Source organism: Bacillus songklensis, from assembly GCF_042649685.1.
Lineage (GTDB): Bacteria > Bacillota > Bacilli > Bacillales > Bacillaceae_H > Bacillus_BA > Bacillus_BA songklensis.
Genome location: NZ_JBHRZT010000026.1, coordinates 76,718 through 96,946, shown reverse-complemented (window position 1 = coordinate 96,946; position 20,229 = coordinate 76,718). Strand labels below are relative to the sequence as shown.

General features: G+C 42.5%; 23 protein-coding genes, 1 pseudogene and 1 riboswitch. Of the genes and pseudogenes, 19 read left to right on the top strand and 5 right to left on the bottom strand.

Going from position 1 to position 20,229, the window contains the following annotated elements:
* Together ACFOU2_RS07580 and ACFOU2_RS07575 are read right to left on the bottom strand one after the other, a co-directional pair.
* Positions 1 to 495, bottom strand: a 495-nt coding sequence (locus ACFOU2_RS07580) for an IS607 family transposase (RefSeq protein ID WP_377913823.1), incomplete at its 3' end; no start/stop codon positions are given.
* 60 nt (positions 496 to 555) lie between these two features.
* Positions 556 to 714, bottom strand: a complete 159-nt coding sequence (locus ACFOU2_RS07575) for a hypothetical protein (RefSeq protein WP_377913821.1) — start codon at positions 712 to 714, stop codon at positions 556 to 558.
* 185 nt (positions 715 to 899) lie between these two features.
* On the opposite strand from ACFOU2_RS07575, the gene ACFOU2_RS07570 reads away from it, so the two are divergent.
* From ACFOU2_RS07570 to ACFOU2_RS07535, 8 genes are all read left to right on the top strand, one after another.
* Positions 900 to 1,067 carry a hypothetical protein gene (locus ACFOU2_RS07570; RefSeq protein ID WP_377913819.1) on the top strand — a complete coding sequence of 56 codons (168 nt, stop codon included), beginning with the start codon at positions 900 to 902 and terminating at the stop codon, positions 1,065 to 1,067.
* A gap of 283 nt (positions 1,068 to 1,350) precedes the next feature.
* A complete protein-coding gene (locus ACFOU2_RS07565) occupies positions 1,351 to 2,103 on the top strand; it encodes a YveK family protein (RefSeq protein ID WP_377913817.1) in 753 nt (250 codons plus the stop codon).
* On the top strand, positions 2,096 to 2,797 hold the full coding sequence (locus ACFOU2_RS07560; RefSeq protein ID WP_377913815.1) for a CpsD/CapB family tyrosine-protein kinase: 702 nt from the start codon (positions 2,096 to 2,098) through the stop codon (positions 2,795 to 2,797). The genes ACFOU2_RS07565 and ACFOU2_RS07560 overlap by 8 nt, the downstream gene beginning before the upstream one ends.
* A 329-nt stretch (positions 2,798 to 3,126) precedes the next feature.
* Positions 3,127 to 3,759 (top strand): hypothetical protein, encoded by a 633-nt coding sequence (locus ACFOU2_RS07555; RefSeq protein ID WP_377913813.1) that lies wholly within the window; start codon positions 3,127 to 3,129, stop codon positions 3,757 to 3,759.
* 84 nt (positions 3,760 to 3,843) lie between these two features.
* The gene (locus ACFOU2_RS07550; protein WP_377913811.1) at positions 3,844 to 4,674 is read left to right on the top strand and encodes a hypothetical protein; all 831 of its coding nucleotides are present in this window, start codon (positions 3,844 to 3,846) and stop codon (positions 4,672 to 4,674) included.
* A 266-nt stretch (positions 4,675 to 4,940) separates the two neighbouring features.
* Positions 4,941 to 6,965, top strand: a complete 2,025-nt coding sequence (locus tag ACFOU2_RS07545) for an S-layer homology domain-containing protein (protein ID WP_377913809.1) — start codon at positions 4,941 to 4,943, stop codon at positions 6,963 to 6,965.
* Positions 6,966 to 7,170: 205 nt separating this feature from the next.
* Positions 7,171 to 8,115: an oligosaccharide flippase family protein gene (locus tag ACFOU2_RS07540; RefSeq protein WP_377913807.1), complete on the top strand. Its 945-nt coding sequence runs from the start codon at positions 7,171 to 7,173 to the stop codon at positions 8,113 to 8,115.
* Entirely contained in the window at positions 8,112 to 8,963 is an 852-nt protein-coding gene (locus tag ACFOU2_RS07535) for a hypothetical protein (RefSeq protein ID WP_377913805.1), read from the top strand. The genes ACFOU2_RS07540 and ACFOU2_RS07535 overlap by 4 nt, the downstream gene beginning before the upstream one ends.
* Before the next feature lie 428 nt (positions 8,964 to 9,391).
* Here ACFOU2_RS07535 and ACFOU2_RS07530 read toward each other — a convergent pair whose 3' ends face one another.
* Entirely contained in the window at positions 9,392 to 9,946 is a 555-nt protein-coding gene (locus tag ACFOU2_RS07530) for a CBO0543 family protein (protein WP_377913803.1), read from the bottom strand.
* 186 nt (positions 9,947 to 10,132) lie between these two features.
* Here ACFOU2_RS07530 and ACFOU2_RS07525 point away from each other — a divergent pair, with 186 nt between their 5' ends.
* The 5 genes from ACFOU2_RS07525 to ACFOU2_RS07505 all read left to right on the top strand — a co-directional run bounded on the left by ACFOU2_RS07525 (position 10,133) and on the right by ACFOU2_RS07505 (position 12,653).
* Positions 10,133 to 10,315 (top strand): hypothetical protein, encoded by a 183-nt coding sequence (locus ACFOU2_RS07525; RefSeq protein WP_377913801.1) that lies wholly within the window; start codon positions 10,133 to 10,135, stop codon positions 10,313 to 10,315.
* Positions 10,316 to 10,554: 239 nt separating this feature from the next.
* Positions 10,555 to 10,947: an SMU1112c/YaeR family gloxylase I-like metalloprotein gene (gene gloA2 / locus ACFOU2_RS07520; RefSeq protein ID WP_377913799.1), complete on the top strand. Its 393-nt coding sequence runs from the start codon at positions 10,555 to 10,557 to the stop codon at positions 10,945 to 10,947.
* Between the two features lie 3 nt (positions 10,948 to 10,950).
* Complete coding sequence (locus ACFOU2_RS07515) at positions 10,951 to 11,241, top strand: glycosyltransferase family 2 protein (RefSeq protein WP_377913797.1); 291 nt, start codon at positions 10,951 to 10,953, stop codon at positions 11,239 to 11,241.
* Positions 11,238 to 11,780: a chromate transporter gene (locus tag ACFOU2_RS07510; RefSeq protein ID WP_377913795.1), complete on the top strand. Its 543-nt coding sequence runs from the start codon at positions 11,238 to 11,240 to the stop codon at positions 11,778 to 11,780. Before ACFOU2_RS07515 ends, ACFOU2_RS07510 begins: the two co-directional genes overlap by 4 nt.
* A 24-nt stretch (positions 11,781 to 11,804) precedes the next feature.
* The gene (locus tag ACFOU2_RS07505) at positions 11,805 to 12,653 is read left to right on the top strand and encodes a gamma-glutamylcyclotransferase (protein WP_377913793.1); all 849 of its coding nucleotides are present in this window, start codon (positions 11,805 to 11,807) and stop codon (positions 12,651 to 12,653) included.
* Positions 12,654 to 13,020: 367 nt separating this feature from the next.
* Here the strand turns inward: ACFOU2_RS07505 and lepB are convergent, their stop codons facing one another.
* Both lepB and ACFOU2_RS07495 read right to left on the bottom strand, forming a co-directional pair.
* Positions 13,021 to 13,581, bottom strand: coding sequence for a signal peptidase I (gene lepB / locus ACFOU2_RS07500; protein ID WP_377913791.1), 561 nt, complete (start codon positions 13,579 to 13,581; stop codon positions 13,021 to 13,023).
* Positions 13,582 to 13,750: 169 nt separating this feature from the next.
* Positions 13,751 to 14,488: a M48 family metallopeptidase gene (locus ACFOU2_RS07495; RefSeq protein WP_377913789.1), complete on the bottom strand. Its 738-nt coding sequence runs from the start codon at positions 14,486 to 14,488 to the stop codon at positions 13,751 to 13,753.
* A 301-nt stretch (positions 14,489 to 14,789) separates the two neighbouring features.
* Here ACFOU2_RS07495 and ACFOU2_RS07490 point away from each other — a divergent pair.
* From ACFOU2_RS07490 to hpaB, 6 genes and pseudogenes are all read left to right on the top strand, one after another.
* A pseudogene (locus ACFOU2_RS07490) lies at positions 14,790 to 15,608 on the top strand (cache domain-containing protein); the annotation flags it as partial.
* Entirely contained in the window at positions 15,603 to 16,550 is a 948-nt protein-coding gene (locus tag ACFOU2_RS07485) for a methyl-accepting chemotaxis protein (RefSeq protein WP_377913841.1), read from the top strand. The pseudogene ACFOU2_RS07490 and the gene ACFOU2_RS07485, both read left to right, overlap by 6 nt.
* A gap of 70 nt (positions 16,551 to 16,620) precedes the next feature.
* A riboswitch (SAM riboswitch) is annotated at positions 16,621 to 16,723 on the top strand.
* A gap of 95 nt (positions 16,724 to 16,818) precedes the next feature.
* Entirely contained in the window at positions 16,819 to 17,127 is a 309-nt protein-coding gene (locus ACFOU2_RS07480; RefSeq protein ID WP_377913787.1) for a hypothetical protein, read from the top strand.
* Between the two features lie 176 nt (positions 17,128 to 17,303).
* Complete coding sequence (locus ACFOU2_RS07475) at positions 17,304 to 17,801, top strand: competence protein ComK (RefSeq protein WP_377913786.1); 498 nt, start codon at positions 17,304 to 17,306, stop codon at positions 17,799 to 17,801.
* A gap of 47 nt (positions 17,802 to 17,848) precedes the next feature.
* Complete coding sequence (locus ACFOU2_RS07470) at positions 17,849 to 18,244, top strand: hypothetical protein (RefSeq protein WP_377913784.1); 396 nt, start codon at positions 17,849 to 17,851, stop codon at positions 18,242 to 18,244.
* Between the two features lie 431 nt (positions 18,245 to 18,675).
* Positions 18,676 to 20,136: a 4-hydroxyphenylacetate 3-monooxygenase, oxygenase component gene (gene hpaB / locus ACFOU2_RS07465; RefSeq protein ID WP_377913782.1), complete on the top strand. Its 1,461-nt coding sequence runs from the start codon at positions 18,676 to 18,678 to the stop codon at positions 20,134 to 20,136.
* Positions 20,137 to 20,229 lie beyond the last annotated feature (93 nt).

Sequence of the window (20,229 nt, the reverse complement as noted above, 5' to 3'; positions counted from 1 at the left end):
TTTCGTTGTTTCCTCGTCATCTAAAATATGAATGGTTACTCCATGACTATTAAAATACTCTTCTAAATAACCATACCCAAAACGAGTTAAACGGTCTTTGGAACGAACCGCCACATCGGTTATTTCTTGTTTTTTTGCTAACTTCATCAGTTTCAAAAGACCTTTTCTTTGGTCATCTAAGCCTGAACCCACATCTGAGATGGTTTCTACCAATAAAAAACCAGGGGCTATCTTCTCTTTCAAAAAATCGATTTGTCTATTTAAATCGCCTTTTTGTTTTTGTTCATTAGAAGATACTCTGGCATATATAGCTATTTTACGCTGGGATAATCTATTGTTTCCTTGTAATCTTTCAATCTCACTTAATGGGATTCTTCTGCGCCCTCCTGGGGTACGCACAATTTGTATTTTCCCATCTTTATCCCAGTTTTGAATTGTTCTTGTTGATACACCCAATAATTGTCGTGCTTCTTTCATATTTAATAATTTTTCCATATCCATATATTTATTATGTAGTTAAATTATTCCTTTGTCAAAACTTAAATCTATTTATTTCTATTTATTTCTATATAAATGAGGAACTGTTGTTGACCCTTTTTCTGCATCGGTTAGTTGTTGGATTTCCTGGACAATTGTTCCATTATCTTCTACTGCGGCTACACGTATATTTGTTCCGCCGAGGTCAACGCCAATCCATATATTTTTCTCATTCATTGTCATGCGCTCCTTTGTTTCAGTCTATTAACATTGTAATATAGCAAAATTCCAATATATACAAAAAAGTAAGTTTATGATAGAATTCGATTAAAAATGACATTTATAGGTTTAAAAGAGTCGAAAAAGGGAAAAGCGCAATAGAGTAAATAAATGAAACTATGATCAGGAGGATTTTGATTGTCATGAGCACCAAAGTAGAACAGCCATCCATCTCCCAACAAGACTTTCTTCAATTACTGCAACAATGCTGTGATGAGGGAAAAGAGGCAAAAGAATTAAAAGTCGAAGCGTTTGTAAAAGGAATTTCAGAAAAACTGCAAGTGTTTTATAGCCGGAAGATGAACGAATAGATCAATCTCATAAATGGTCATCCCTGTTGGCAAGAGAGAAGCTGACAGGGATGATTTATTGCATGTTGAATGAAAGCGCTAACGTAACCTATATAAATGGAAGAAACTCGTCAAAATCCTGCGTCCATTTCTAGTTGTTTAGGATTCATAAGTACTGTAAATAGCATCTTGAATTGTGAAGTTTTTCTAAAAATCCTTCTAAATTATGAAAATATGTAGATATATGTCAATTGGTCTATTATAATGAAACATGTAATTTTAAGGAGAATACTTGGAGGTCATCATGGAAGAGACAATCAGTCTGCGCGAGTTATTTCATACGTTAAAAAAGCGTATGTGGCTTATTGCGCTTATTACGGTTATTGCCACAATGATTAGCGGAATTGTTAGTTACTTTTTCCTAACACCCATTTATCAAAGTTCCACACAAATTCTTGTCAATCAGGCAAAATCCGAACAACAATTGTACAACCCTGCTGAAGTACAAACGAACTTGCAGTTAATTAATACGTACAATGTCATCATTAAAAGTCCGGCCATTTTGGATTTAGTGAAAAAGGACTTGAACCTCGACCGGACAATCGGTGAGTTAACAGAACAAATCCAAGTAAGCAGCGAGAAGGATTCACAAGTTGTATTGATTACCGTGCAAGATCCGGATTCGGCCATGGCGGCAAAAATTGCGAACACGACTGCGGATGTATTCAAGGATGAAATTGTGAAAATCATGAACGTGGATAACGTAAGCATTTTATCGACAGCAGAAGTACCGGAGCATCCAAGCCCGGTTAAACCGCGTCCATTCTTAAACATGGCCATTGCCCTCGTTGTCGGGGCCATGACTGGAATCGGTCTCGCTTTCTTGCTTGAGTATCTTGATAATACGGTTAAAAATGAGCAGGATGTGGAGCGCCTTCTTGGACTGCCTGTCATTGGTGCCATTACAACCATTGATCAAAACAGCACCTTAAAAGGAAATGCTAAAACTCCATCAGTCAGAGTGAGCCATGCGAAAGGGGAGTCCACACATGCTTAAAAGAAAAAAAAATGCACCGGCCCCGACTGCCCAACGTTCTTTGATTTCGCACACACAGCCAAAATCACCGATTTCAGAACAATATCGTACGCTTCGTACAAACATTCAATTTTCAAATGTGGACGGGAGTTTACAATCTTTAATGGTGACCTCTTCCGGCCCGGGAGAAGGAAAGTCTACAACCGTTGCCAATCTGGCTGTCGTGTTTGCGCAACAAGGGAAAAAAGTATTGCTTGTGGATGCGGATCTGCGTAAACCAACTGTTCATTACACATTCCGTTTAGAAAACCATATTGGTTTAACGAATGTATTAACGAAACAAACGCCTTTGCTTTTTGCTGTTCATTCGACAGATATTGAAAACTTATCGGTACTAACAAGCGGACCGATTCCTCCTAATCCGGCTGAATTATTGGCATCCGCTGCCATGAAGGAAATATTAGAAGAAATGTACGGGGAGTTTGATATCATTCTGTTTGATACACCTCCGGTTTTAGCGGTAACAGATGCCCAAATCTTGGCGAACCTTTGTGACGGCTCTGTTCTTGTCATACGCAGCGCTGGAACAGTCGTTGATGCAGCTCAAAAATCAAAAGAGTTACTTGAGGCGGCCCAGGGTAAGTTGCTTGGCGTTGTACTAAATCAAAAACAGCAAGAAAAAGGCGACTACTTTTATTATTACGGCACGAACTAAAAGGCGGCTTAAAGCTGCTTTTTTTTTCATCATGTCATTGAAATATTTAACAGTACAGGGATTATTTGATACCATTTATATGAATCCACATAAATCATTTGACGTGGATAAAAAACATCCACGCAAATGATTTACGCATAAGCGGCCGCCAATCTCCCTTTCGGGTTCTTGTCAGCCGCTTATACGAAGACCTTTGTAAGCTTGTTCAAGATGAAAAAACAGAAAAGCGCACTTAGAAGAAAGTCCGGTGACAGAGGTTCAAAAATTAAATTGGACTTATATATAAATCCAACTTAATCTTTCGACATAATCATAAGGAGGGACTGTTGATGAAAAAGATGTTGATTATCTTAGGTTCTGCCGCAGTTGTATTGGGAGCGGGCGGGTATGCAGCGTATCAATACGCAATGAATCTAGCGGCAGATAAAATTTCAGAGGAATTGACAAACGATAAAGAATTGATGAAACAAATCGACGAAGAGTTAAAAAAGAACGAAGAAGAGGTTACAAAGATGGGAGAAGGTGTGAAAGATCAGGGGGATGCAGCAAAAGAGGGAACTAGCGATAGCAAAGGTTCGTCTGAGCAGAATGGTTCGACTGCAAGTAATGAAGATGCTGTAAGCAATGGGACTTCTTCAGCTTCAGTTGAGGGAAGTGGGACAAGCCATGAAACTTCATCTTCCACTCCCGCTGAAAAACCGAGCACGTCTTCTCCTAAAGAGGAATCATCCAACAATACAAGTAAACCTTCGGGAAGTTCCGGAGGGGAAGAATTTGCAAGCCGCAATGAAGCTGTTCGTTTTGCGATGAGCCGCTTTTCAGCGTCAGAAATTAATGACATGAGAAAGATGGCAGCAGATGGTTTAACGTCGGAAGAAAAAGCGGAGTTAAAAGCAAAAGCATTCTCTAATTTCACGCCTGAAGAAATCGCGGCTGTACAGCGGGCATTATCAAATGAATAAGTATTTTTGTTTTTTTTCTTAAACTTTGGATGAATACGCCGAAAATAAGATAGAAAACAAGGATAAAGTGAAGGTGAAAGAATTATGCGTGCAATGAAAGAGGTTTGGACACCGCTGAAGCTGTTCGGTATCCGCTATTATAAAGAGCGTGATCGGAATGTTTACTATAAAAAAGTGAGAAACAACAGCCGTGTCGAAACGAAGCCTTTTTGGAAGTATAAGAGCTTTGTTTTGGTTATGACCTTGTTGCTGCTGGCAATCCCCGGGGGTTATGCAGGATATCAGATCGTTTTGGATCAAGCGTCTGATAAGCTTGTGAACGAGGTCGCCGGCCAAGTAACGAAAGAGGATATGAATAAGCTTTTACAAGATCCATCCGTTCAGCAGGTGCTGGAGAAGGAGCTTGGAACGAAAAAAGCATCAGAGCTTTTGCAGAAAAATAATATTGCTCCATCGGCTATCGCTACTGCCCGTATTACAAGCGACGATTTGACATTCGGGCAAAATGCAGCAGCAAACAAAGCGGTTTTAACAAAAGGGCAAGAACAAGGTAAGGAAGAATCGAACAATCAAGAGGAAAGCAAGCCAGAAACCGCTGGTCAACAGGAAAATAAGGAAGCAGCCGAAGGACCATCTGCAACGCAGCCTGGGAACACGACATCTTCCACTGATGCGGCATCTGGTGGAAAAGAACAACAGCCAAAACTTGCGTTCAAATCAAGACAAGAAGCAACTCAGTTTGTGATGGGGAAATTTTCCATGTCTGAAATTTCCGATTTCGCAAAAGCAGCTCAGGGCGGTTTGACGGAAGAAGAAAAAAACGAAATCAAATCAAAAGTCACATCCCGCTTAACAGCAGAAGAATATGAAGCATTGAAATTATTCGGGATCATTGAATTAAGTAAACAACAATAATCTTGAAGGTCAAAAGCAAACGCAAATCCCCCCTTTTCGACATTCTATTAAAATGTAAAATAATTTTTTAGAAAATGTAAACAAAATTGTAAAAAAATATAAAACTATTGAATATTGTGTAATAGTAGTATAATATATGAATATCTTCCTACTATTTCCTGATAGTGGGATTACTTATGGTTTAGCTAAGCCCTTTAAGTAAGGTTTTATACATATTTTATATAAAGCTATGTTAAAACAAAAAAATCCAAGAGGTGACAAAAGGTATGAAGAAATACCCATTTAGCAAAAAAGCTGTTAAAGCTATTTTAGCAGCGTCTATCGCACTATCTCCGTTTGCTGGTGTTGCTACTAATGCAGCAGCTACTACACAAACAACGAACCAACAAACATTATCTCCGTTCGAGCAATTGTTAGACCGTTTTAAAGCGGGATATGTAAAACTTGAAGTTACTGAAAAACAACAATTAACAACTTTTCAAAATAGTTTTAATCAATTAGATCAAACAGATTGGGAAAGAATAGTAACTAATGCAAATGTGACGCTTAAAAGTCATAAGCCTACCGATACTGTCGAGGTAGCAGAAGCTGCCCAAATAATTGAGGCTTTAACTTCAATTATGTATTTAGCAACTCCTGATTCTTTAGATGATGCAGCTACTAAAATCCAAACCGAATATGATAATACAATTGAAGACGTTTTAGGTGTTGATGCCCAATCACTAGTAAATTACCTCTCAGCAGTTGAGCTAAACCTATTCGACAGTGGTTTAAGCGCAACCGATTTAGCTAGTTCTGAGGCTTTTGGTATTAAATTATTAGCTTCAATGGAAACTGTAGGTTCTACTCCTACTCACAAGCCAGTTTATGATGCTATCAAATATTCATTTGATACTAATAGTACTAGTGGTACGGTAAGATTAATTACTAACCTTTTAGCGATTAAAGATCAATTAAAGACAGAGCTTGAAGGTGAGGAAAATGTCAGAAGCATTTTAATCAAAGCCTTTGTTCCAACAAATGATGATGATGATAACGATGATGGCAATGGCAATGGTAATGGCAATGGCAATGGTAATGGCAATGGCAATGGTAATGGCAATGGTACTGGTACTGGTTCTGAAAACGGTAAAGGCAACGTAAAAGTTGGTTCTGGTGACGTTGGCAAAATCGCTGATCTAGTGAAAAATGCGAAAGAGTTCAAGTCACTTGACATCACGTTAAGCAACAACGGTAAAGACGTTTCATTACCACCAGCCGCTTTAAAAGCGATGATTGCTAAAAACAAAGATGCCGTGATCAACGTTGTTTCTTCAACTGGTTCTTACAACTTGCCAGTTAGTGAGATTGATTTAGATGCTCTTGCCAAAGATTTAGCCACTAACGCTGATAATGTCCAAATCAAAATCACGGTGACTGTCGGTAAAGATGCGAATAAAGTCGTTGAGAAAAACAAATTAAATGTTGTTTCTCCAATCGTCGAGTTCAAAGTTGAAGCCGTTGGAAATGGTAAAACCAAAGAACTTAAAGTGTTCAAACAATACGTAGACCGTGCCATCAGCGGCACAAAAGACTTCGATGCGAACAACTCTGTCGCGGTTCGCCTGGAAGCAGATGGCGACTTCACTGCATTGCCAACTAAATTTGATGGTAAGACAGCAAAAGTGAAGTCATTCACCAACTCTGAGTATGTCGTTGTTGAAAACAGCAAAACCTTCAAGGATGTTCCAGCTAACTTCTGGAATAAAGATCAAATCGAAAAATTGGCTTCTAAATACATCGTCCAAGGCCGTGAAGATGGTACATTCATGCCGGAAGCTTCCACTTCCCGTGTACAATTGGCGGTTCTGTTAACTCGTGCATTAGGTTTATCGACCGATGTGAAATACGATGGCCGCTTTAAAGACGTGAAAGGTAACGAATGGTTCGTACCTGAGCTAATGGCTGCCGTTAATGCCGGCATCATCAATGGTAAAGAGAACGGAACATTCGATCCAAGCAGCCCTGTTTCCCGTGCTCAGGCAGCGGCTATGATCAACCGTGCGTTGAACTTCGTGAAATACGATGCAAGCAAATTAAATAAAACGAAAACGGTTAGCCAATATAAAGATGCTTCGGCTCTATTGGATTGGTCTAAGAAAGATATCGAAACCTTGTTGCAAGCTAACATCATGACTGGTAAAACAACTGGCCTTCAAGCTGGTAAGTTTGATCCAAACGCACCGACTACTCGTGCGCAAATGGTCAAAGTGTTAGATGAAACGTTGAAATTCGTCGATTTCATCAACTAAAAAAATAGGGAGTTCCTCATTCGAGGAGCTCCCTATTTCTTTTAGATAGAATCCTTTGGGATTCTATCTAAAAGAAGAGGAAGAGGAAAGCACATCATCTCTTTGATAAAACTGTATGTAAAAAAGAAAGATCACATGATTAGAAAGTATAAGTGCGAATCGATCCCTGAAACCTCATTTGTTTTTTCAAGGCCATCAATTTAGTATGGGTTCTGCCGGTTTAATGGTGGGACAAATCCTCGGACAGTTGCCTGCTTGTCTTTTGCTCTTTAGGGATATATGGAAAAAGGAAAAAAATTTGATTAAAAAAAGCGTCCATTTTGGTTCGATTAAGCGGCTGTTGATCAGGTATAAGAAATTCCCTCTTTTCTCCACCTGGTCCAGTCTGATGAATACTAGTTCTGTGCACCTGCCGGTTTTATTGTTAGCGGTCTTCTTTAGTCCCGCTGCAGTCGGGCAGTACACATTAGCAAACCGTGTACTGATGGCCCCTGTATCTATTATAGGATCAGCCATCTCCCAGGCATTTTTGCAAAAAGCCATTGAGGAAAACCGGAAGGAAAGGCTGGGGGAATTTAGCCTGCTGGTATTTAGAAAATTGTTGGCTTTTGGCTTTATTCCTCTCATTTTGCTTTCAATCGCGGCACCTGAATTATTCAATGTGGCCTTTGGCCCCGAGTGGGAAAAAGCGGGCCTATATGTACAATTTCTATCTGTTTGGGTATTGTTTGTTTTTATATCGTCCCCATTATCGAGCATTTTTAATATTTTAGAGCTGCAAAAGGAAAACTTGTTCTTTAACTCTTTACTGTTTCTTAGCCGTTTGATCGTGCTTTTAATAGGGGGATTCCTTGGAAACGATGTTTTAACGATCGCGCTGTTTGGGATTACAGGGGCAATCCTTTGGTTTTATCATGTTATCTGGCTATTGAAGCTCGCTGGAGTTCATTTTAAAGTGACCATCACCTCGCTGTTAACAGAAGCGGGAGTCGGATTGCCATTCTTTTTAGCGGCGGCCGCATTGAAGTTTTTGATCAAAAGCGATGTTCTGCTTATCGTGTTGTTGATGGCAGTATTAATGGTTTTTGTTCTGTATCGTTTTAAGGAGTTCGTTATAAACACAGGGAAGCGAAAGGGGGTTACGATGTGAACCGATTGAAATTCAAAATGGGTTATATGCTAAAACGCCCGGAAGTTCTGAGAGCATATCAAGAAATAAAAAGCAATGAATCAAAAGGAATGGATTTTTTACAAGAGTTTCAGAATAGACAGCTGCAAAAAATGGTGAAGTTCGCGGTTGAGAATGTTCCCTATTATACCGAGCTTTTCTCTCATTTACATTTGAACTGGCAAGACATTAAAACGGTGAAGGATTTAGAAAAGATCCCCATTTTAACAAAAGATGAAATGAAAAGAAATCCGGAAAGCTTCATTCCTAAAAATCAAAGCATTCCATACGTGGACGGTTCAACAGGGGGATCAACGGGTGTACCCCTCAAATACCGAATGAGCAAGGAGGATTATGCAAGAGGTGTTGCCCTTTTATTAAGGGGATTTGGATTTGCCGGATATCATTTAGGCGACAAAATGTCTATTATTGCGGGCTCTTCATTAGTGTCAAAATCTAAATCCTTAAAAAGCAGGGTTCAGGACTACATGTTAAATTTTCATCGATATTTATCATACGGAATGGATGAAAAAGATTTACAGATGTATTTGATCAATATCCAAAAGAATAAACCTCTTTTTTTGAGGGGATATGCGAGTTCTATTTATATTTTTGCCAAGTATTTGGAAGAAAATCAGCTATCATTGGACCATCAAATAAAGGCCATTTTTTCTACTTCAGAAATGCTGTTTCCCCAGCAAAGAAGGTTAATAGAAAAAGTGTTCAAAACGAAAGTGAAGTGGCCGAGCTGCGAAAGTTCGCCTGGACAAAGGGCATTTATTACATCGACCATTGGAAAGCATGGCCGGCCTCAAATTCACCCGAGCTAGTAAACTACCTCGCAGAAGACCGGCGCTCTCCGAATGAAAAGGGTCATGAGCTATGGGCCCAAACGGTCACCCGTACCTTTATCCCCCAACCTGCCAACTAACAAAAAGAGGCTGACCCATAAGTTCAAAAAAATGATGGGTTTTATGTTTTATGCAAAATGGACCGTCAATCAAAACCCTTGGTATTAATGGATTTATATAACGGTCCATTTTGCGTGGGGTGACTCAAAAGGAGCGATTTTCCTCCTTTTGAGTCACCCCCTTTTTTAGTTTTCTTTTCCGGTTTGCTGCAGCTCCTAGCTCCTTCTGCGTTTCACTCCTTCCTACAGAAGCCAAAAGCGCTTCTTCCTCAGAAGCAAAGAGCGCTTCTGGTGAAGAAGCTTCCAGCGCGTGTCGTCCCTGAACGAGCCGCTTCCGCTTTTCATAAATTATGAAAGGGGGGCGAAAGAGTCGGTTTTGCTCAGTTTGTCGGCGATTAAATAAAGGGCGATATAGATGGGAAACGAATAGAAGTACTCCCAGTGAATTCTCGTATATAAACCGAGCTTCATGAAAATCGGTTCTCCGACAAACGCTGTAAGGCCACTGAAGAAAAGCGCCTTTTTCCATGGAGCGATATGTGGCTTGAACTGAATTAATAAGGTGATGATAACGGGAATCAAGGAAAAATCCCATGGGATGTAAGAAGGGATAATCGGCACAATTTTTCCGGGATAATACCACAATCCTAAAATGACTCCGAGAAAATCAAGCCCCGCAGTGACGATAATTAAAAAGAAAATAACGTAGAGGAGCCGGCCCCTGCTTTCTTTTCGGTGTACTTTAACCCAGATGAGCCAAGGAATGACGGCAAGCGCCACGGACAGCCACCAGTCCCAATGAAAGAGGATATGCTCTTTCCAAAACGCATAATATTCTTTATGTACCTCAACAATATGATCATAAAAACCTTGTATTATTTTTACATTCTCTTTCTGCTTCATGGGACCAATCCCTCTTTTCTTACCTATAGGTTGTACGAATTGCCTATTCTTATGCGAAGGGGGCCGATTGGTACGAAAAAATCCCCGCTTGTCGAATGGAATTTCAATGCAGCACTTTTTTGTAGTCCGTGTACGTTGTTTTCCATTAAAGGAGCCAGTCGGTAAGAGCTCCGTTTAGGTTTTTCATTGGGAGAAAAAATCTTCCTTCTTTTCTTGATTGTCCAGCTGCACGAGCCAGCTCCTACGGTCATTTCCCTCCTTCCTACAGAAGCCAAAAGCGCTTCTTTGTCAGGAGTTCCAATGCCCTATGGAGAAGAGCCATGGATGGCGAAGGTTACAGCGTTGCTCACAGGACGTGAGCGTTTTTAGCTGTAACTTGGCTCGTTCCGCTTTTCTTGATTGTCCAGCTGCGGCTCCTAATCTTTCGGTCGTTTCACGTCTGCCCATGAAACCAAAGAACGGTTTCCCGGTCAGACGCTCCAACGCCTCTCAAGATTGGGCAGTCGCCTTCGCTTTTCTTGATTAAACAGTTTTTTGGTTGCGGGGAGAAGAAAACTGTACTTTAATCATAATATGTCATTCATTTGAAACAGAAATGGGGAAAAGCTATGAATATTGAACGCATTCATCATGCGGCGATTATTTGCTCGGATTATGCGAAATCGAAACGTTTTTATACGGAGCTGCTCGGGTTCCGGATCATCGAGGAAACATACCGGGCCGAACGGGATTCGTATAAGCTCGATTTGGAAGTGGCACCAGGCCATCAAATTGAACTCTTTTCGTTTCCGAACTCCCCGGAGCGACCTTCGTATCCGGAGGCGCTTGGGCTTCGCCATTTGGCGTTTGCCGTAAAGAATGTGGAAAAATCCGTCAGGGAACTGCAGGAAAAAGGGATTGAAGTGGAAGACATTCGCATCGATCCGTTGACTGGCAAGAAGTTTACGTTTTTCACGGATCCGGACGGTTTGCCGCTTGAATTATATGAAGAAGGGAAGTAACACATGAACCAACCTCTTGTATCGGTAGTCATTGCTACCTATCATCGTCTGTATGTCCTTGCCGGGCTGATGGAATCATTATCAAGGCAAATGCATAAATATCTTGATATCATCATTGTGAACGAGGGAGGGCCTTCACCGGACATTTTACCAACTGATTATCCGGAATTGCCGATGAAAAATTTCCGGGGGCTGCTTGAGGAACCGGAAGTAAAAGAACGGGAAGCGAAAAGTGAAATCGTATGGGACGGAAAGCCGTTTGTTTCACGTCTTGATGGGGAGAGAGAAGGATGATACTCTGGCAGCTTTTTATTAGCTTTGCCCGTGCCACTATGCTTGGGTATGGTGGAGGGCCATCCACGATTCCTTTATACGAAAATGAAGTGGTCGATCGTTATGGCTGGATGACGACAAAAGAGTTCGGGGAAGCTTTAGCATTTGCCAATGCCTTGCCCGGCCCCATTGCAACAAAGCTGGCGGCTTATATTGGGTTTCAAGTGGCAGGATGGCTCGGCGCATCGATCGCCTTGATGGCGGTCGTCATGCCGACTGCGATCTTAATGGTCGTCTTATTTTCGGTTTTGCATAAGTTTCAAAACAATCCAATCATTAAAGGCATGATTAAAGGCGTGCAGCCGGTGATTTTCGTGATGCTGGCGATGCTGGCATACGACTTTGCGAAATACGCGTTTACGCCAAGCAGCGGTTCCATCCTCTCATTCTTACCGTTTGCGATGGCGGCCGTCTTTTTTGTCATGGTGCAGTATCTTGGCATCAACCCGGCATGGGGAGTGCTTGGATCGCTCATCATCGGGGCAGTGGCATTAAGATAGAGAATGAAGGGGGGAGAAAAAACGATGACGGTTGTGTTTGTATATGGAACATTGCGTCAGGGAGAAGAAAACCATTTTTTATTGAAGGATGCGGCCTGTCTGGCGAGACAGGCAAGAACGAAGGGACGTCTATATGATACGAAGCTCGGATACCCGGCGGTTGAAGCAGGAGACGATGGCTGGGTGTACGGTGAGCTGTATGAAGTGACAGGCGAGCAGTTTTCCAAACTGGATGAACTTGAAGGGTACGAAGAAGGCTACTATGATCGGATCGTTCAAACGGTATATACCGATAGAGGAGAAATGGAAGCATGGGTCTACATCGCCGGTGACAACAAAGAATTGCTGAAAGAGCTTATACCAAATGGTGACTGGTGTGTTCACCGCTTGTATGACAATTGCAAGGATGTCTATTATTTTGCGTACGGGTCGTGCATGGATATGGAGCGCTTTGAGCTTGCCGGGGTGGCCTCTCATTTTCAGCAAATGGTCGGACTGGCGAAGCTGCCTGACCATAAAGTCCGCTTTACACATCTTTTACATGACGGAAGCCGGGCTGACATTGTCGAAGAAGACGGTGTGGTAGAAGGGAAGTTGTACCGCCTGCCGCTTGAAGCAATCGAGTATTTGTATAAACGTGAAGGCGTCGGCAGCGGTCATTATCGTCCCGCTGTCGTGTCAGTCGAGCATAATGGGAGGCTCGTTGACCGGGTATTGACGTTTATCGTTGTCAATAAAGGAGAAGAAGCGGCACCACCCGACCATTATGCAACAGAAATTCTCCGCGGCGGAGCGAACGTGTTAAGCGACGACTATTTGGATGAGCTAAAAAAGCATATCACGTCACTTCCGGGAGCGTGCAGAACATCATAGGCTTATTCATCCTCTCACATTTGAAAAGCTGTTCCATCATTTAAAAGGCCCTTCTTGTTTCAGCAACAAGAAGGGCCTTTTTTCGTATACAAGAAAGTATAAATTGCACGTTGAAATTGCCCGGCTGCGGCTCCTAGCCTTTCGGTCATTTCGCTTCTTCCGACGGAACTAAAAAGCAGCTCCTCTGTCAGAAGCTCCAACATCCTATCGGTTTAAACGGGCTTTCTCCGCTTTTCTTGGTGTCCAGCTGCGAAAGCCAAACCGTACGGCTGTTTCGCTTCTTCCTGCGGAACCAAAAAAACGGTTCCTTCTCAGAAGCTCCAACATCCTATCGGTTTAAACGGGCTTTCTCCGCTTTTCTTAGTTCTTAGTTCATAAACGCCACTTCCTTGATCGGCCAGTAGCGCATATTCACTTCGCCGACGACGCTGTCGATTTTGATTAATCCAAAATGACGCCCATCCCGGCTGATGCGGCGGTTGTCGCCCAACACGAGAACATAGCCTTCCGGAATTCTCGATTCATCGGTAATGTCTTTTAAGGTGAAATCTTCGGTGAGTTTCTCGAATGGCAGCAAATGTTGTTTATATTGATCCAAATATGGTTCTTTTTGGGGCTTATGGTTGATGAACAATACATCGTCCTGATATTCAACGGTTTCGCCCGGTAACCCGATAATGCGTTTCACTAAAAACTCGTCGCTGTATGGCGCCTTTAAGACGACCATATCAAAGCGTTCGGGCTTGCTGTAATGGTAATTCATTTTGTTGATGATGATTTTGTTGCCTTCCTCCAGGTTCGGCATCATCGATTGCCCTTTGACCGTGTACGGTTGAAATAAAAATTGCTGAATCAAAAAAGATAAAATAAGAGCGATCACAAGCGTTTTGACATACGACCAAATTTCTCCCTTTACTGCTGGCTCCATCTTTTCACCCCTTTTTAAGTCAAACCTCTTTCTATGACAAGTGTAGCATAATTTGTTAGAAGATGTATATGCGCTTGCTGTTGTTTATCCTCGTCAATCTGAAAGGACCTTTCCATTCATTCTGGAAAGGTCCTTTGTGTATTTTAATGGACGGAATCCAGCTCCTCCATTAAAATACGACTAGTGTGTTATCTTCTAACCATTGCTGGCGTTCCGCCGCGTCTTCAAACAGTTCTGCTGCCCCTGTTTGCTTGGCGATTTCACGCGCCAGTACAAGTTCGATTGTGCTCATTGGAGCCGTCAGTAAGCGCCAGTTTAAGACAATCGTTCCATCAGCTTTCACGCGGCTCGCTTCATTTTGTAAATCTTCCCATTCGATTTGGCCCGGTACTCCGTCCATTTGTTTCGCAAGTGATTTTAAACACTCTTGAAACTTATCTTCCGCTCGAGTTATGTACCAATCCGTTAAAAGAGCTTGCAGCCCTTCGTTTGTTTGCTGCTCATTCCAAGATGCCGGCACTGTTGCAAGGAATTTGGCGCGGAATGTTAATTCAGCCTCCGTTTTATCTTCTTTCACGATGTTTAAGCGATATTGACGACCTAAGTAAGGAATTTTATCCCCGTCCTGGAAAGAAGGAACGAAAGCGGCTTGTGTCACGTTATGAATCTCTTCGTTTTGTCGTTCAGCGGTTTCTTCCTTTGCCTCTGTCGGTGTTTCCCCTAATTGTTCTAAAATCCATTTTGCTTTTTTCGCGATAATAAAATGAAGATTACTTTGGTTTAAGCCTCGGGGAACAACAAGTTTCACTCCACCGTTCGGACAAACGTTTACCGTGATTTCTTGTATATTCGGAACAGCTTCCACCGTATAGTCAATCGTTATATTTCCAGCTTGATAACTAAACATGTGTCTTTTCGAACTCCCTTCTACAAAACTTCATTTTATAGGGAATGTGACATAATATCAAATGAAAAAATTGTAAATCCGCCTAACTCGGGGGCATGGATGCTGTTTTATCCATGTCCAATGATCTATGTGAATGTAGATATGCATTGAAATGATGCATTTTTTTTAATCAGTCTATCAAAAGTCCCGCTTCCTGCCGATATAAAAATAGGAAGAAACTTTTCCGTTGATGAAAAATGGTAGTAAAATAGTCTTGACATTCACATAATTAAAAATTGATGCTTTAACTTGGAGGGACATCATGAAAACCAAATTTGTTCACAGTCTGAGATTTAAGATGTTAGCCCTTATTGTCGCCGTCATTGTAGCGGCTACTTCAACCCTTGGCATCGCCAGCTATTTTGTGGCGAAGCAGCAGCTTGTCGAGGCGGGAAAACTAGATTTAAGAAATACGGTCGAAGGAGCGTTAACGGTTGTCGAGCGGCTTCACCAGCAAGAAAAATTCCAGATCATCAGTAAGGAAGAAGCGCAGCAGCAAGCGGCCGAACTGCTGGCCGGGCCGAAAATCAATGATAATAAGCGGGACTTTAAGCAATCCGGTTTTTTATATAAAGACAACGGCTATATTTTTGTGTATGACAGCAAGTATGTCGCACAAGTTCACCCGGTAGGCTTTGAAGGCAAGAATATGGCCGATTTGAAAGATCATAACGGGGAATCGGTCGTCCCTAATTTAATGAAAGCAGCCAAACAAAAAGATGAGAGCAAACGTTTCTATACATATTCCTGGAAAAATGAAGGGGAAGCAAAAGCGCGCAATAAAATCGCCTATTCCGTTTATTTTGAACCGTGGGATTGGATGATTGGAATCGGGGCATATGAGGATGAGTTTTATGAGCAGTTAAGTAAATTAAAGCTAATGACATTCATCTTTACACTTGCCGCTGTCGTCATCGCAAGTGTGGTGATGTACATTTTTACGCGCAGATACATCGTTTCGATTGAAAAAATCAGCAATGCGACCGATGAAATCGCAAATGGAAACTTACAAGTGGACGTACCGGTTTTAAAAGCGAAAGATGAGATCGGGATGCTGACAAACAGATATCAGCATATGATTGATAATATGAAGGAACTGATCACAAAAGTGAGCGAAACAGGACAAGCTGTTGCTGCGTCGTCCGAGGAATTGACAGCCAGTGCCGATGAAACGAAGTCGGCGGTAAATGAAGTGACAGTGTCCATCCAGGAAGTGGCAGCGGGGGCGGAAGGCCAGCTCGTGAATGTCGAGCAAACGAACCGCTCCATTCAAGAAATGGATCACCTTATCCAAGAGATGACCGTCCGTTCAAAAGAAGTGGAGCGTTCTGCTGAGGATACGTCCAAAGAGGCGGAAATCGGGAATGAGTCGCTGAACAAAGTAAAAGAACAAATGCAGCGCATCACGGATACGGTGACTCAATCAACGAACGTGGTGAAAACATTGGAAAGCCGCTCCACTGAAATCGGAAAAATTATTGAAGTGATTACCGGCATTTCCGATCAGACGAATTTGCTTGCCTTGAATGCTGCCATTGAAGCGGCGCGTGCAGGCGAGCACGGCCGGGGATTTGCGGTTGTAGCGGACGAAGTACGTAAGCTTGCAGAAGAATCGAAGCGCTCGGCCGATCAAATCGGAGCCTTAATCAAGGAGATTCAAGTCGATACGAAATCCGCCTATATGGTCATGCAGGAAAGCAATGAAAGCGTGGCGGTCGGCATGGATGTGGTCACCGAAGCAGGGCAAAACTTCTCGAAAATATTAGAGGACATTTTCCGCATCCAGCAGGAAATCAAGGAAATCGCGGGAGCAACATCGAACATCCGGCAGCATTCGGCTGAAATCACGAAAGCTACCCACATTCTGGAGGAAACGGCTCAAGTATCGGCAGCCAGCGCTGAAAGTGTGGCCTCAGCTTCCGAAGAAGAACTGGCTGCGATGGAGGAAATCTCAAGCGCCGCTTATTCATTGAGTCAATTGGCCCAAGATTTGCAGGATTTGTTGGTGAAATTCAAGGTTTAAGAAGAAGCTGATAGGTCTTCTTTTCCCTTTACAAGTATTTGGATATTTGGTAAATTAGTTGTTAACTGAATAGTTATCCAGAGTGACTGAGAGATCTGGCTCGATGACGTCACAGCAACCTGCATTGCGCAAGGTGCTCCGACCAGCAAAGCGCGTGCTTTGGATGATAAGACGGAAAACGGAACTCTTTTCGCATCTAAAGCGGAAAGAGTTTTTTGTTTGGGTCTGGTTCTCCTAAGCGAATGAAATAAAAGAGAGGATGGGGACCATGAGTTTAAGTGGATTAGTGAGAGGATATCTTTGTAAGAAGGATTTAACGGATGAGTTGGTGCGCCATGTGGCAGAAAGTTTAGAGAGGCGTTTACAGTCAGAAGACGAGCGATGTCGGGTGAAAGTTCAAAAACTTGAAAACTTTTATGAAATCGTCGTGTATCACACCCAGCATGTCCATGCGGTAGCATTGGATGTAAAAAAGGCAGGGGAGCTGCAGAAAAAACATCCTTATGCTCTTGATGAACAGCTTCTCGTTCAGTTGAAGAAAGTAGGACTTCGTCTCAGTGAAAACGTATATGTGTAAAAAAAGATGGTTCCTGCGTGAGTTCATGCGGGAACCTTTCTTATTCCATGGATTTACATCACACCTCTTATTTTTACAAATTTTAACAAATACTTTACACCTGCTTTATAAAAAAAGGACTAAATACCTATATAATGTAAATGTATTTTTACTAAAACATTTGAGGAGGAAAAACGATGAAATTAAACGAAAAGTATCGTATTTCAGCGACGACAATGGCCATTACAGCATATGCCCATCCTTCTTATCAGACAAAGATTTTTGATTTCTTCGGAGGATATTATACATCGATGCAACCGCTTGAACTCATCGAGGAAGCATGCATAAGGAGCGGCTCTACTTATGAGGGGAGGCGGAAATCCATTGTCTATTTGTTTCATTATGAGAAACGAACGCCTATTCCGATTTCTCCCTTACATAACATTTTTGCTTTTCCTACCACATCTACGAATCACTTTCATTGTACTTGGCTGTTTTTGCATCATATCCTTCAGATTGTGCCCCATCCAACGAAGACGAATCAATCCATCGTGACCTTTCGCAACAATGCCCAGCTTATCGTTCATGCTACACCCGAATTTTTGAAAAGTCAGCGACAAAAAACGGCCGCTTGTATGACGATCTTTCAATTTCCGATTCCGCCGCGGGATGATCAGGCCCTATTTTTATCATAAATAGGCGAGAAGACCCCCACCTGAAGGAATGAGAAGGGCGTAGCCCAATGAGTAGGTGGGGGATGAATCGCTTTCGGACAAGGGAAACGAATAAAGCAGCAGAGGAAATGAAACGAACAACGGCGATTTCTGCGAAACAAGGAGAAGCCGTAGCTGATACAGAAACGGCATTCCAGCAGATTGAAACAAACATCTCCAAAATGGTTTCCTCCATTCGTGATGTAACCGGCAGCATGAAGGAAATGGATCATTTAAAACAAGAGGTAGCAGAGGCCATCGAAAGCATTGCAGCCATTGCCCAGCAATCTGCGGCAGGGGCTGAAGAAATTACCGCTTCAGCGGAAGAACAAGTACGGGCAGTCAGTACGCTTTCCCATTCTGCAGAGGAGCTTCTTCAATTGAGCGAGCAATTAACTGACATCATCCATCAGTTTAAATTATAATGAAAATCCTCTCCCTTATGATGGGGAGAGGATTTTTGCGCAATGTGAATAATTTGTCAAAAAATTTACAAAAAATTTAAGTTCTAAATCGGAAAAAATGTGTTATCTTATACAACAAGAAGAGATGAAAGGAGCGTTTTCATGGAAGTGTCCATCGATCACGGAAATGAATTAAACAGCAAAGAGCTAATCGATCAAGTGATTGACTTTTTGGAAGAAGAACAACAAAGATAATAGAAGGAACGGAATGGGAAACCGTTTTTCATTTGGCCGCGGGCTGAGTGAAAGACGGTTTTTTTATTGGAGAGGAACGTATAAGCTCCGCTTTTCTTTAGGCCATATTCTCAATTGACTTGTCCAAATAAGCCAGGCACATCTCAGGTGAATAAGCTATAAATACATACAGTCAGCGAATGAGGGAGTGAATACGAATGCCGGCTATCTCAGGCAAGCAATATATAGACCGAATTAATGCCATGCAGCCGAACGTATGGATTCATGGCAAAAAAGTAGAAGGAAATATTTCATCACACCCCGCTTTTTCAGGTGTGATGAAAAGTCAGGCAGCTTTATATGACATGCAAGTCAACCCGGCCTTAAAGGATTTGATGACATATGCTTCTCCTAAAACTGGAGAACGTGTGGGAACGTCTTTTATGCAGCCGCTAACGAAAGAGGATTTGGAAAAGCGGCGATTGGCGACCTGGCATTGGGCGAACGCAACAGCAGGGATGATGGGGCGGTCCCCTGATTATATGAACACGGCGCTGATGGGCTTTGCCTCCGCTGCGGATGTGTTAAGAGGAAAGGAGCGGGCGTTTGCAGACAATTTACGCCTTTTTTATGAAAAGGCGAGGGAGGAAGATCTATCGTTTACCCATACGTATGTGAATCCGCAGGTGAATCGTTCCGGATGTTATGCAGAAAAAGAAGACAACATTGTTGCGGCACGGATCGTCGATGAAACAGACGACGGGATCGTCATCCAGGGGGCTCGCTTGCTGGCCACCCAAGGCGGCATTACGGATGAAATGATCGTGTATTCGACAGGCGGGAAAATGTTTGATGACACTTATGCATTTGCGTTTTCGGTTCCGAGCAATGCCGAAGGGTTGACATTCATTTGCCGCGAATCCTTTTCGTATGATTCATCTACCTTCAATCACCCTCTTGGTTCAAGATTTGAAGAGATGGATGCGATCGTGGTGTTTAATCGGGTAACCGTCCCATGGGATCGCGTTTTCTTTTACCATAACCTTGAAGCGGCCAATCAGATTTTTTTAAACAGCAGTTATACGCCGCTTGTGCTTCATCAAGTAGTCTCTCGTCAGGTGGTGAAAACGGAGTTTGTGTTAGGTGTTGCTCAGCTGATGGTTGATATGATTGAAATTAGCCGCTATCAGCACGTACAGGAAAAAATGAGTGAGATCATCATTGGATTAGAATCAATAAGAGCCTTGTTGCTGGCATCTGAATGGGAGGCGAAACAAGACCGATGGGGAACGATGGCGCCGAACGTTCAACCTCTGTATGTCGCAATCAATACGTATCCAAGGCTTTACCCGAGACTGATGGAAATTTTGCAGCTTCTTGGGGCGAGCGGACTTGTGTCGATTCCGACAGAGGCCGATTTTTCATCCGCCATTCAGGAGGATGTGGAGCATTATCTCCAGGGTGCCGCAAAGGGAGGAAAAGAGCGCGTGAAGCTGTTCCGTCTTGCGTGGGACATGTGCATGAGCGCGTTCGGAACGAGGCAAACCTTGTATGAGCGCTTCTTCTTCGGAGATCCTGTGCGATTGGCGGGAGATCTATATTGGGGATATGATCGAAAAGAGTGCAAACGGAAGGTAGAGGAGTTTTTGAACATGAAAAAAGAGAATGAAACGTCATGAAACAGGCAGGGAAATGAAAGGATTGCTGGATGTTTCCTTTCAATGTGAAAGGTCAACCTTTTATGAGCTTTTCACCGTTCCATACTGAAAATC